Origin of the sequence: Cupriavidus sp. 2TAF22 (assembly GCF_052115045.1) — a bacterium.
Lineage (GTDB): Bacteria > Pseudomonadota > Gammaproteobacteria > Burkholderiales > Burkholderiaceae > Cupriavidus.
The window spans coordinates 1-13,180 of the sequence record NZ_JBFRFX010000048.1 but is presented as its reverse complement, the minus strand read 5'-3'; the positions used below and the strand labels follow the sequence as shown (position 1 = coordinate 13,180).

Here is a 13,180-nt window from a genome sequence, read left to right as displayed (position 1 = left end):
CGCCTCCTCACAGGCGGCTATGCATCCCGCACGGCCAGGTCAAGGAACCGCGCGGTCGGGTTCTTCCAGGCCAGCAAGCCAACCCGCCCGCCCACCGGTATCGACGCATCGCGCCCCGCGAGCACCGGCACGCCGTCGAGTGCGGCCACCAGCGCGTTGTCGACCACGGCCACGCTGAGCTGGTATGTCCGCCCGGCGTCATAGCCGGCGGCCGCATCCACGGCGGGCGTGTCGAGCTCGGCAAAGACGCCGGCCACCTTCTTGCCGAGCCGGCGGTAGCCCAGCGTGGCATCCATCAGGAAGTAGTAGAAATTGTCCGCATCCTGGTAGCGGAAGACCACGCCAATGCCGTCGTGGTCAGAGGCGAGGCGCGTGCGCAGGACCAGGTCCCGGCGCGCCGGCCAGCCGGCATCCGTCCTGCCGACCAGCATGGCGCCCGGCTTGGCCGCGCCGGCATCCTCCAGGGCGGCCGCGTGCAGGCCCGATTGCTGCAGGACGCGCTTGCCTGCCGGGTCGTAGCTCCACGCCCCGGGGCCGCCATCGGTGGCCCCCGGATCGTCGACGATCTCGAAGCCCGCCAGCGGGTCGGCGCCGAAATCGCCTTGCGTCACCGTGCGGCCGCGCGGCACGTACGTGTAGTTGGCAAAGACAGCGACATTGCGGATCTTGTCCCAGCCAAACCCGGCGGCAAAGGCGGCAGCGTTGAGCCCCGGGTCGATCCGGATGACCCACGTGCCCGCGAGCGGGCGGCCGCGCAAACCCGCGAGTGCCGCATCGGCGGTGCCGACCAGTCCGTTCGCGTCGGTCACCGCGTTGGCGCTGGTCCCGTCCAGCTCGACCGTCACGGTCAGGTTCGCCGGGGATGCGCCCTCGACGGTCTCGAGGTTCAGATAGAGGTCACGGACTGTCGGCCCGGTGTGGTTGAAGGGCAGGTACGCTTCGTCGATGGCATAGCGCATTTCCCCGGTGGACTGGAAATTGAAGAACTCGTCCGGGAACTGGAAGCGCAGCGACAGCCCGAGCATCTGCTCGTCGCGCCCGGCCGCCGCCAGCTCCGCCCTGACCACGCTCGCTACCTGGCCGCTGTAGTAGGCGTCGTAGTAGAGGACAAGATGGACGTTGGTGATGGTGCGGTAGTCAACGTCGTTCACCTCCGGCGGCAGGTCGAGGACCCAGCCGCCGGCGACGCCGCTGTTCTCGAACACGGCAAGGACCTGCTCCTCGGTCGAGGTGAAGACGAAGCCATCGCCGCGCAGGTCGAAGCGCGACAGGATCATGGTCTCCGCCTTCTGCACGCGCGTCTGGACCGCGCCGTTGCGGTTGCGGTCCAGGGAAATGCCGCTGCTGGTCAGGGTGCCGTGCAGGCCGTCGGCACCGACCAGCCCTTCGATCACCACTTCCACGCGGCGCAGCTTGCGGCGGTAGGTGCCCGGGTTCCAGCGGTCGAATTCGTCGAGCGCGGTCTGGAAGTCGAGCCGGCCGGTCTGCTGGAAGTCCCGGCGGAACTGGAACGGGTAGCGGTCCGCGAGGGCGATGCTGACCTTGACCGGCGCCTTCTTCGCGGTCTCCAGCAGGCGGTCGTAGCTGAACTGGTCGATGTCGGCGAGCAGCAGGTCGGCGGCCATCAGGCCGTCCAGTTCGCTGCGCGCGTAGTCGAAGCGGATCCGGTTCACCGTGGTGTCGTATTCGAACTCGTAGGCGCGCTCCATCAGGAACGCCGCGCCGATGGCCCAGTCGAGGTAGCGCCGGCTGATCTCGCGCTGGGCTTCGGCCAGGTTGTCCCACAGCTCGGGGGTCAGCTCCTGGTCCTCGAAGGCATTGAGCTGGCTCTTTGCCTGGGCGGCGCGCAGTTCGGCAAGCTGCTGCTGGGCCTGGGCTGCCCCGACGCCCTTTGCGGCGACCTTCGCCTGGGCATTGGCCAGGGCCAGGTCCCCGCCGAGCTGGTCGATCTTGCGGTCCATGTCGCGCAGTTCGAGGTCGCGGGTGGCCTTGTTGCGGCTGCGGTTCATGGTGCGCAGGATGTCGCCCTTGGACACGTCCTTCGTATAGTAGAAATCCGACGTGCCGGTGATCCCGGTATAGGTCTCGTGGACATAGGTGAGCTGGATGCCGAGCTGCTGGGCAAAGTCCGGATCGACATGCACGCCGCCGTCCGGCGCCGAATAAAGCGCACTGATCTCGTCATAGAAGGCGGTTTGCTCGGCAACGGCCTCGTAGTCGTCCCGCGACGCCTGCGCTTGCTCGATGCGCTGGGCAGCCAGCGCCGATGTCTCCTTGGCCACGCGCTCCTGCTCCTGGGCAAGGGCGACCTTCTGCTTCTCGACATTGACCGCCGACTGCTGCGCGGCCACGGCCTGTTCGAGGGTGAGCCGGGTGAATGCCTCCTTCTCCGCCGTGCTCTTGAAATTGAGGTAGGCCCGCTCGGCCTGGACCGCCTGGTTGGCGAAGTAGCGCGCCTGGTTCTGCAGGTAGCGCCACGGATGAATCGGGATGATGTCGTCCGGGAAGCCAAGATAGTTGATGCCGTTGGCGATCTGCTGGAGGCTGGCGAGCGCCTGCAGCACGAGGATGCGCCGCTGGTACCCGATGCCATCGAATTGCAGCCAGTCGGGGGCGTTCAGCAAGGCCATCGTCTCGGCCGCCAGCGGCGCGAAGCTGCCCGCGTAGAGGGGGCCGTCGATCACGTAGCCGCCGGGCACGACCTTGACGATCCGCTCATAGGCGAGCCGCGCGGAGGCGGGGTCCTGCTGCCGGTAGTAGCGGTCGCCCTCGGCCAGGTAGGTGCGGGCCAGCCGGGTCCAGAGCATGGGCCGTTCGATGGCGAGGTTCAGGTAGCGATAGTCGCGCGCGAGCACGAAATAGTTCGCCGCCAGGTCGTAGCGGCCCAGCGCATGATAGGTATCGCCGAGCGCCAGCGGCAGCACGAAGCCGCGCACCTGGGCGAGGTAGGAGATGAATATGCCCGGCACGGTGAGGTCGATGCCGAGGTCCACCAGCCTGGCGGCATCGATGCGCGGCTGGTAGAGCGCAGTTTCGAGCGCGGCGGCGCCGTTGTCCGACAGGTCGATCGTGATCGCCCCGTCCCGCCCGGCGACGTCGACCGCGATCACCGGTGCCACCATGCCGACCTCTACCTGGTGCCACGTCACACCGCTCCTGAGCAACAGCGGCAGCCCCGCCGTCCCGACCGGCCGCGTCACGGACGCACTGCCCGGATTCAGCGCCTGGGTCACGCTCCAGTCGAGCCGGGCCGGCAACTGGTTCACCGCCGCGGCGAACCGCGTGGCGGCCCCGGCGCCATCGCCCGCGAGGCTGCTGACGACGCCAAGGTTGTGATCCATCGAGGCGGCTACGCCGGGACTGCGAAGGTTGCGGTACGTCTCGGCAGCCCGCGAAAAACCGGCCTGCGCGCCTTCGATGTCGCCGCTGGCCAGCGCGATGGCGGCCAGGATGGCATGGCCATCGCCCTGCTCCGCCTCGTTGCCGGCGCCCAGCGCGTCCTCGGCATGCCGGCGGGCCAGGTCGAATTCGCCCTGCCGAAGCAGCGTCAGGCTCAGGGCCTGGGACCGCTGCGCCTTGCCGGTGCCGCCGGCGTAGCGTTCGGTCAGTTCGGCCACGCCCGGCGGCGGCTCGATGGGCGGCATGATGTCCGCCGTCGGGCCAAGGGATGGCCGCAGGCGATGGATGCTGGCACTGGCTTCGAGGATCGGCTGGACCAGTTCAAGCCTGGAGAGCAGCTCGGGAGCGAGCTTGCCGATCACAGGTGGGAAGACGGGCCAGACCAGGACCGGCAGCAGGCCCCACGCGGCCAGATAGTGCGAGAGCGCTTCGCCGTAGCGCTGCCGGAAGAACGCCGCGTTGCCCTGGAGGACATGGGTCTGGATCCGCTGTTCGAGCGGCAGGTCCGAAGTGGGGTCGAGGATGGCTGCCAGGGAAAGTGACTTGGTGGTGTACACCTCGGCCAGGTAGGTCGGCATCCTGTGCTCCCGCGATCGATTTCACGCCGTGACAGCGAACGGCCACGGGCCATGCACCGCTACAGCCTAGTCGAAAGAACGGAAGATTCGTAGGAGAGGGCCAGCCGCGGGACGACCGCCGCCCCTGGTGAAAGCCGGCGGCTCCACTGTTCAGGGGCGGGACGCCAGGATCCCGGGTGGATCCAGTGCCTGGCGGCATAGCATAAGCAAATACTTATGCTTACGAGAAAAACGTTTAATTATCATTAATGCATTGCCATGGCTACGCTTGGATCGAAGTCACCAGATCCCGGGGCGTTCGATCATGGGCCAGTCAACCAGCTATCCAGGCACTGCTGCAGAGTCGATGCCGACACAATGGCATCAATGGCATCCCGGTGTCGACAGGGAGCCGCCTCTCGGCGCCCATCTCGTCACGGCGCGGCACGGCTACAGCCACCATGGCATCTATGTGGGCGATGGCAAGGTGGTGCACTACGCCGGTTTTTCCGGGTCGTTGCGTTGCGGCCCCGTAGAGGAAGTCAGCGTCGCGCGTTTCGCCGGCGGTCACGCACTTTCGGTCGAGCCCGGCCCCCGTCCGGTCTACCTCGCGAACGAAGCCGCGCAGCGTGCGCGCTCACGGCTGGGCGAGAATCGCTACAGGCTGCTGACCAATAACTGCGAGCACTTCTGTGCCTGGTGCCTTTATGGCGAAAGCCGCAGCGAACAGGTGCGCGCGTGCTTCATCGACCCTGTTGCGGCCCTGCGGACCGCGCTATGCCTGCTCACGGCATGCCTTGCGTCGGCTTCGCCGATGTGGCCCATCGGCACTGCCGTGGCCTGACCCGTGCCGGCCTGGCGCGGCATGGCCTTAGCGTGATTTGCCCCGCACACTCTTCCTGGCATTCCCGGCGCGAGGGGCGTCCTTGCCCGCCAAGGCGCCTGCGCCGTTCATCTGCTCCATCCACGACAGGGCGTCGACGTACGACAAGAACTGCTGGAGATATCCTGGCGACAGCTCCCGCATCAGCAAGAGCGCCCGGTGCACCAGGTGGTTCGAGTTGAGCGGGCCGGCATTGTCGGGAACCTGCTGCTGCGACTGCCGCAGTTGCCGGTCTGAACTGACCCTGAGCCTGGACCAGGTTTCCCTGAAATGATCGAGCACCTCCAGTTCGGGAAAGGCGGCTAGTCCGGGCCGGGGCTCCCTTGCTGCCGCGCCGCCGCCGTCAGCCGGCGGCCGGCCGGCGGCGTGGCTGGTGGCGTGACTGGCGATGTATTCGACAAGCTCGCCAAGCGCCCCGCGAGCGGGCGCGGGTGCCGCGGGCGCGCCAGCGGCATCGCCACGCTTGCGTGCGGCGCTTTCGAGATCGTCGCCATATGCCTTGAGCAGCTTGGACAGCCGGTCGTCCAGGAGGCGCCGCGCCTGGCCGCCGTGGCCGGCTGCCCGCCGGTCGAGCGCGTCCATGAAATGAAAGCGGATGGGATCGAGGCGATCGGCGCCGCGCTCGCGCCATGCGTCGAGCGTCGCCCGGGCGTGGCTTGTCCCGCCGCCACCGTTCCCGCCAGCCTGGGTCTCGTCATTACTCACGGGGCTTCACCGTCGCCCGGGATGGCCTGGGGATAGGCGCGATTTCCACCCGGCGGTTCTTCGCCTGCCCCACGGCATCGGCATTCGACGCCACGGGCTGTGCCGAGCCGAACGCGGCCGCAAATACCGAGGACGACGGAATACCGTCATCGACCAGCGCGCGGGTCACGGTCAATGCGCGCTGGGCCGACAGCTCCCAGTTGTCGGCGAACCGGCTGTTGCCCTCGCGCATCTGCTTGTCGTCGGTAAAGCCGCTGACCATGAGGATTTCGTCCCGGGCCTGGAGGTACGCGGACAGCGGGCCGGTGAGGCTCTTCAATACGTCCCGGCCCGCGGGCTGCAACTGATCGGAATTCAGCGCAAACAACACGTTGCCGCTGATGCCGATACGTCCATTGACCAGCGTCACCCGGCCCGCCGCCAGCGGCCCCGCCAGCGCGTCTTCCAGGGCCTTGCGGCGCTGCGTCTCCACCTGCCGCCGCTTGACCTCTTCCTCCAGCCGGGTCGAGAGTTCCAGCTGCACGCCGATCACGCCCACCAGGATCAGAACGAATGCCCCGAGCAGCACCGACATCAGATCGCCAAAGACGGCCCAGGTCGGTACTGCCGGCTCCAGCCCGCCGTCGATGTCCTCGCTCATGCTGCCTCGGTGCCGGCGGATGCCCGCTCGCCGGCGAGCTGTTGCAGGTCTTCGACGATCTGCTTTTGCGACAGCATGCTCAGGTCGATGACTTCCCTGGCCTGTGCCACGTAATACGCAAGTTGCTCGTCGCTGCGCGAAATGGACTTGTCCATGGCCGCTTCGATGCGCTGCAGGTGAGCCACCAGCTTGTCGTTCGACTCGCCAAACGACTGCACGGCGACGCCGAATGCTTCACCCAGGCTCGCCACCTCGACGGCGCTGCCGGTGACCTGCGCGGCCACTTCCGAGAGCTTCCCGGTTTCGGCCTCGACCTTGTCGGTGAACCGGGTGCCGACGCGATCGAGCAGCTCGGCCGACGTGGCGACCAGCGCGTCGACCGCCGTCCGTTGCTCGGTGGAGGCGTGATTCACGGCATCGAGCAGGGTGCCCAGCGTTTCCAGCAGGCGGCTGCGCTCCTCCAGTATCGCGTTGTCGTGGGCCAGGCTGTCGGAGAGCTTCTGGCGCAGTTCGCCGATGACGTCGGCCGCGGCCCTGGGCGCTTCCGAGGCGGCTTGCACCAGCCGGCCGATCTCGGCAATCGTCTCGCTGGCGTGTGCCTGCGTCCGGGACGAGATATCGCTTGCGGTCCGCGCCAGCGTCTCGCAGATTTCCTGCTGCCGGCTCGCCGTCTGCGTGCTGGTCTGTTCCCATTCCTTGCGCAGCGTGGCTGCCATCGCGGCGAGCGACTCGGTCCAGGCCGCCAGCCGCTGCTGGTCCCGCGATGCCAGGTCCGCCTGCAGTTGCGCGGCAGCCTTGGGGGCCTCGGCGGCGGCTTGCACCAGCCGGTCGATCTCGGCGATCGTTTCGCTGGCGTGTGCCTGCGTCCGGGACGAGATATCGCTCGCGGTCCGCGCCAGCGTCTCGCAGATTTCCTGTTGCCGGCTCGCCGTATGCGTGCTGGTCTGCTCCCATTCCTTGCGCAGCGTGGCTGCCATCGCGGCGAGCGACTCGGTCCAGGCCGCCAACCGCTGCTGGTCCCGCGATGCCAGGTCCGCCTGCAGTTGCGCAGCAGCCTTGGGGGCCTCGGCGGCGGCTTGCACCAGCCGGTCGATCTCGGCGATCGTATTGCTGGCGTGCGCATGCGTCTGCGACGAAATCTCGCGCGCGGTCTGGGCCAGTGCTTCGCAGATTTCCTGCTGCCGGCTGGCGGTGTGTGCGCCCGTCAGTTCCCATTCCGTGCGCAGCGTGGCTGCCATCGAGCCCAGCGATCCGGTCCAGGCCGCCAGCCGTTCCTGGTCGCGCGATGCCAGTTCCGCCTGCAGGGCCGCCGCGGCCTGCGGGGCCTGCGCGGCGATTTGCACCAGCCGGTCGATTTCGGCGACCGTGTTGCTGGCGTGCGCCTGCGCGTGGTCCGACATGTCGCGCGCGGTTTGTGCCAGCGTCTCGCAGATCGCTTGCTGCCGGCTCGCGGTCTGCGCCCCCGCCTGCTCCCACGCCTGATTCAGCGCCGTCGTCATCGCACCGAGCGTCTCGGCCCATACCGCCAGCCGCTGTTCATCCCGCGCTGCAAGCTCCGCCTGCAGGCCGGCATGTGACTGGCCCACCGCGCGCACCAGCGATGCCGAGTGCTGCTCCAGGGTCGCCGCGGCCGCCGCCAGGGCGTGCTGGTTGTCGCCTGCCAGCTTCGCGCTGACGCGTTCGTGCCGCGCCAGTACGTCGCTCCACGCCTCCGATACGCTGCCCGCCGCGGTCTCCAGGCGGGTCGAGACGTTTTCCAGCAGGCTGGCCGAGCGCTGCTCGAAAGTCGCGGCAAAGCCGTCGAGCGAGCCGCGCAGGTCCCGGGCAAGCGCCTCGTTCGCACGCTGCTGGCCCGCCAGCGCGTCGCCCCAGATCCCCGCCACCTTGGTCGTGGTGGCCTGGAATCCCGTGGACAGGCCATCGAGCTGACGCTGCACGGCCTGCGAGACAGCGTCGTGCAACGACGCTGTTTCGCGCGCAAGACCTGCCATCGTGGCCTCCACGGCCGGCTGCAGCGCCGCACCCGCCGCGCGGGCGCTTTCCGCGACGCCTTCCCTGAGCGACTGCTCCATGGCGCCGGCCAGGCGGCTGTATACGGCCTCGGCCTTGCCCTGGAAGGCGTCCTGGCTGGCCATCTGCCGCTCGTTCATGGCGGCGCTCTGCTGCTCCATGGCCGCCATCATGGCCTGCAGCCGGTCAACCAGGGCGGGCATCGCCTGCGCCTGCTGTTGCAGCAGCTTGAAGGATGCCTCGCGCTGATGGGCCTGCGAATAGATGCGCAACGTCGTCGCGATCTTGGCGTCCAGCATCTGCGCCGCCTGGATCCGCGCGTGCCGGCACAAGGTGGAAAGCAGCCCCAGCATCGCGGAAGTGGCCACGCCGGCGATCGAGGTGCCGAACGCAAAGCCCAGGCCCTTGACCGGTGCGGCCAGCGAATCGCGGATCGCCTGCAAGTCCGTCGCGCTTTCCAGCGCCATCCCGGTGCCCCGCAGCGTCACCACCATGCCCAGGAACGTGCCCAGCATGCCCAGCAGCACCAGCAGGCCCACCAGATACGGCGTCAGCGACGGCCCCGGCAAGCCCACGCGCTCACCCTCGATGCGCAGCCGCACCGCATTGCGCAGGCTGGGGTGCAATTGCTCAAGCCAGGAGCCCAGGCTGGCCGGCGCTTCGGACAAGCCTGCCACGGCGTGCGTCAGGCCGGATGTGGCCTGCTGATAGCGCCACAACTCGAGCGCGCCCGCCAGGTAGAAAGCGCCAACCAGCATCGTGACCGCCAGCGCCAGCGCATTCGAGCCGACATAGCCCACGCCGATCCAGCACACAGCGATCAGACCCGCCAGGAAAACAGCAAACTTAACAAGATATCGGGACATGGCGCCCTAATTAGCTGGTGCGAAAAGCCGCGAGCAGGCCTTCTACCGGTTGTAGACGAACTTCCAATTCAGCGAGCAACACGCTCTGCATATCCTTGCGGAACACTTCCAGCCATGCGCCGGGCGTCACCGCCGCGGGGCGTTCGGCGGCCTCGGCGGCCTCGGCGTCCGCCAGCGCCGCCTTCTCCGCCCGGCGCAAGCGCTCGAAGTGCCCTGCGAGCAACGTGGGCACCGTAGCCAGGAGGCTGCGCTCGCGCACGACCAGCGCTCCCTCCATCACGCCATCCACCGCCGCGAGCCGGGCCATCTCTGGCGACCTGCCGGCCAGCATGCCGCGCAGGCGGGTGCGCAAGTTGCCGATATTCGTCTCCATCGTCTGTTGCAAAGAGAGATAGCGCTGACGAAAAGTAGCGTAATCGACATCCGTGTCCACGTGTGCTGCCTTCGTGGGCACCGGCGCGCGCCCGGACCGCCTGGCGGCGGTGGACGCGGTATCGCCGGCAATGGCATCCGCCAGCGCGGTCCGCACGCGCGCGCATTCGCGCTCCTCGGCGCTGCCGAATGTCCGCGCGCCGGTGGCAACCGCCGGCGGACTGCCGTTCAGCGCCCCGGACAGCGCAATGGCATCCGTCCAGCCAAGCCATTGGCTCAGCCGGTCCGACAGGGATTGCCTGGATTCGGGAACATCGACGTCCGTCAGGCGAGCAAGCAAGCGAACGAGCGTCGGGCCGCTGAAACCTGTGTGCCGAGGGGCTTGCACCATACCACCAGAGTCAAAAAAGGGAGGAGTTTACACCCCCGACGGCAGGACGCCTGCTACTGCCCGCTGTCCGGCCGCCATCCGTACCCGGTGTCGACCGACATGCCGCGCGCCCCCGGCGTCAGCGACGAACCGCTGGCGGCAGCGGCGCGCGACCTGGGCGAAATGGATCGCTTAGTTCAACCCACCTGTCCGGCGTGCTCGCCGCCAGCATGCTGACGGCGTTGATCAGCGCCGGCATGGCTTCACCGAAGCGGCTGTCCGGCAGAAGGCCGCGCAGGGCCTCAGGCGCCTGCCCCACCCTGTTCGACGCGCCGGAGCGCGGCGCCCACCTCGCCATAGAATTGCCGCAACGCGGCGGCTTCCAGATCGGGGGGCTGCAGGGCCGGCCACAGCAGCGCGACGATATCCCGCGCCGTGCGCTCGATATCCACTTCCCGCTGCCGCGCGATGGCGTCCCACAGGATATGTTCCATCGGCCCGAGGATGGCCGAGCGCAGCAGGCTGAGCGGCAGGTCGGTGCGGATCTCGCCGCTCTCCCGCGCCCTTGCCAGCAGGTCCATCAGCGGCGCGGTGTAGCGCCGCTGCAGTGGCACGAAGACTTCGCCCAGGCCGGGGCCCTTGGCACGGCCTTCGGACAGCACCAGCGCGCACAGCCCGGTGCCCTGGATCAGGAACAGGCGCAGGTGGGTGCGGACGTAGAACTCGAGCTGGACCTTGGTGCTCTGGTCGCGCGGCAGGCCTTCCTCGACCACGCCGATGATCTCGTCGTACCAGTCTTCGATCACGCGCGCGCAGAGTTCGCGCTTGCCGTGGAAGTAGGTGAAGACGGTGGCTTCGGAGATGCCCAGGCGCTGGGCGATCTCGGTGGTGGTGGCGCGCTCGTAGCCCAGCTCGGCGAAGACTTCGCGGCTGACGCGCAGGATATCGCGGATGCGCTGCTCCGCCTTGGCGCCAGCGGGGACGCGGCGCCGCACCATGATGTCGTCCATCGACTTGTTACCTCGCTTGCCGGGAGCCGGCGATTATAGTGCGGCGCAGCAAACACTGGCGCTGACTGGCCGCCCGGGCATGCTGCGGCGCAGCCTCGGTGCGTGTCATGGCATTGTAATTGATCTTTACTCAACTCAAGGTTGCTTTTTTCGGAGCCAGCGTGTACTTTTGCACTCAGCGCGCCTGACTATCCGCCTAATACATAGGCCAGGCGGGCAAAAAATATGCGCACCCCGAAACTTGAGCCTTACTCAACAAAGTTGACCAAGACTCAGAAATCCGGGGTTCAGACAAGATTGCGACAGCGCTTTGGAGACGAGTATGACGATGCAGGGTGCGGCTGACCCATCGACTTTGCCCATGGCGGGACGTTCCCATGTACGGGGCGAGACCGACATCCCTTTGTCCGAGCTGACGGTGCCGGCCTTGCTTGCCGGAACGGTGGCGCGCTTTCCCGGCCGGGAGGCGGTGGTATTCCGCGAACAGGGGGTGCGCTGGACCTGGCTGGAATTCTCCCAGGTGGTGGATGCCATGGCGGGCGGCCTGCGCCTGCTGGGACTGGAGCGCGGGGACCGCATCGGGATCTGGTCGCCCAACCGGGTGGAATGGCTGGTGACGCAGTTCGCCACCGCGCGCCTGGGACTGGTGCTGGTCAACATCAACCCGGCCTACCGTCTGTCGGAGCTGGAATACGCGCTGAACAAGGTGGGCTGCAAGGCGATCGTGGCGGCGGAATCGTTCAAGACGTCACGCTACCTAGAGATGCTGCAGACGCTGGCGCCGGAACTGGCCACCAGCGAGCCGGGCCACCTGCAGGCCGCGCGCCTGCCGGCGCTGCGCTGGGTGATCCGCATGGGCGGCGAGCGTACGCCCGGCATGCTGAACTACGATGCGCTGCTCACGCACGGCACGCATGCCATCACCGGGGAGCTGGACACCATCAGCGCTTCGCTGGACCGCAATGACCCGATCAACATCCAGTTCACCAGCGGCACGACCGGCGCGCCCAAGGGCGCCACGCTGACGCACCGGAACATCGTCAACAACGCGCGCTTCATCGCCATGGCGATGCGCTTCTCCGAACAGGACAAGCTGTGCATCCCGGTGCCGTTCTACCACTGCTTCGGCATGGTGCTGGCGGTGCTGGCGTGCGTTTCCACCGGCGCGTGCATGGTATTCCCCGGCGAGGCGTTCGAGCCGGTGGCGACCATGGCGGCCGTCAGCGAGGAGCGCTGCACCGCGCTGCATGGCGTGCCGACCATGTTTATCGCGCAGCTCGATCATCCCGATTTTGCGAAGTACGATTTCTCCTCCCTGCGCACCGGCATCATGGCGGGCTCGCCCTGCCCCATCGAGACCATGAAGCGCGTGATCGCGCGGATGCACATGGCCGAGGTGACGATTGCCTACGGCATGACCGAGACCAGCCCGGTGTCGTTCCAGAGCGCCACCACCGATCCGCTCGACAAGCGCGTGACCACGGTGGGCCGCATCCAGCCGCACCTGGAAGTCAAGATCGTGGACGGCGCCGGCGAGATCGTGCCGGTTGGCGAGAAGGGCGAGCTGTGCACGCGCGGCTATTCGGTGATGCAAGGCTACTGGGACGACGAGCCGCGCACGCGCGAGGCGATCCGCGACGGCTGGATGCATACCGGCGACCTGGCCACCATCGACGAAGAGGGCTACTGCAATATCGTCGGCCGCGTGAAGGACATGCTGATCCGCGGCGGCGAGAACATCTACCCGCGCGAGATCGAAGAATTCCTGTTCCGCCACCCGAAGGTGCAGGCCGTGCAGGTGTTCGGCGTGCCGGACGCAAAGTACGGCGAGGAAGTGTGCGCGTGGATCGTGCTCAAGCCGGGCGAGACCGCCACCGAGGATGACATCCGTGCCTTCTGCCGCGACCAGATCGCGCACTACAAGATCCCGCGCTATATCCGCTTCGTCAGCGAGATGCCCATGACGATCACCGGCAAGGTGCAGAAGTTCGTGATGCGCGACAGCATGACGAAGGAACTCGGGCTGAGCGAGAACAAGACGGCCTGAAGATCCTGCCGGTCCCTGCCCCCATCCGACGCAAGGCCGCCCTGCCCCGGGGCGGCCCATCCAACCAGACTACGAGCATTGATATGAACGAACTCCCCGGCCTGAATTTCCGCCTCGGCGAAGACATCGACATGCTGCGCGAGAGCGTGCGCAACTGGGCGCAGGCCGAACTGGCCCCGCGCGCCGCCGAGATCGACCGCACCGACCAGTTCCCGATGGACGCCTGGAAGAAGATGGGCGACCTGGGCGTGCTGGGCATCACGGTGGCCGAGGAATACGGCGGCGCCAACACGGTGGCCGAGGAATACGGCGGCGCCAACA

The 13,180-nt window shown here is 67.7% G+C and carries 9 protein-coding genes; 3 read left to right on the top strand and 6 right to left on the bottom strand.

Annotated features, from left to right (window positions below; all coding sequences use genetic code 11):
- Positions 1-17: 17 nt before the first annotated feature.
- The gene (locus AB4Z48_RS34675) at positions 18-3,977 is read right to left on the bottom strand and encodes a hypothetical protein (RefSeq protein WP_441622473.1); all 3,960 of its coding nucleotides are present in this window, start codon (positions 3,975-3,977) and stop codon (positions 18-20) included.
- A gap of 346 nt (positions 3,978-4,323) precedes the next feature.
- Here AB4Z48_RS34675 and AB4Z48_RS34670 point away from each other — a divergent pair, with 346 nt between their 5' ends.
- A complete protein-coding gene (locus tag AB4Z48_RS34670; RefSeq protein ID WP_441622509.1) occupies positions 4,324-4,800 on the top strand; it encodes a lecithin retinol acyltransferase family protein in 477 nt (158 codons plus the stop codon).
- A 27-nt stretch (positions 4,801-4,827) separates the two neighbouring features.
- Here the strand turns inward: AB4Z48_RS34670 and AB4Z48_RS34665 are convergent, their stop codons facing one another.
- From AB4Z48_RS34665 to AB4Z48_RS34645, 5 genes are all read right to left on the bottom strand, one after another.
- On the bottom strand, positions 4,828-5,544 hold the full coding sequence (locus AB4Z48_RS34665; RefSeq protein WP_441622471.1) for a DUF2894 domain-containing protein: 717 nt from the start codon (positions 5,542-5,544) through the stop codon (positions 4,828-4,830).
- Positions 5,537-6,184 (bottom strand): OmpA family protein, encoded by a 648-nt coding sequence (locus AB4Z48_RS34660; RefSeq protein ID WP_441622469.1) that lies wholly within the window; start codon positions 6,182-6,184, stop codon positions 5,537-5,539. The genes AB4Z48_RS34665 and AB4Z48_RS34660 overlap by 8 nt, the downstream gene beginning before the upstream one ends.
- Positions 6,181-9,060, bottom strand: a complete 2,880-nt coding sequence (locus AB4Z48_RS34655; RefSeq protein WP_441622467.1) for a DUF802 domain-containing protein — start codon at positions 9,058-9,060, stop codon at positions 6,181-6,183. Before AB4Z48_RS34655 ends, AB4Z48_RS34660 begins: the two co-directional genes overlap by 4 nt.
- 10 nt (positions 9,061-9,070) lie before the next feature.
- Complete coding sequence (locus AB4Z48_RS34650; RefSeq protein WP_441622465.1) at positions 9,071-9,823, bottom strand: DUF3348 domain-containing protein; 753 nt, start codon at positions 9,821-9,823, stop codon at positions 9,071-9,073.
- A 281-nt stretch (positions 9,824-10,104) separates the two neighbouring features.
- Positions 10,105-10,812, bottom strand: coding sequence for a TetR/AcrR family transcriptional regulator (locus AB4Z48_RS34645; RefSeq protein WP_441622463.1), 708 nt, complete (start codon positions 10,810-10,812; stop codon positions 10,105-10,107).
- A gap of 322 nt (positions 10,813-11,134) precedes the next feature.
- Here AB4Z48_RS34645 and AB4Z48_RS34640 point away from each other — a divergent pair, with 322 nt between their 5' ends.
- Both AB4Z48_RS34640 and AB4Z48_RS34635 read left to right on the top strand, forming a co-directional pair.
- Positions 11,135-12,859 carry an AMP-binding protein gene (locus tag AB4Z48_RS34640; RefSeq protein WP_441622461.1) on the top strand — a complete coding sequence of 575 codons (1,725 nt, stop codon included), beginning with the start codon at positions 11,135-11,137 and terminating at the stop codon, positions 12,857-12,859.
- Positions 12,860-12,942: 83 nt separating this feature from the next.
- On the top strand, positions 12,943-13,180 hold a 238-nt coding region (locus AB4Z48_RS34635), incomplete at its 3' end, for an acyl-CoA dehydrogenase family protein (protein ID WP_441622459.1).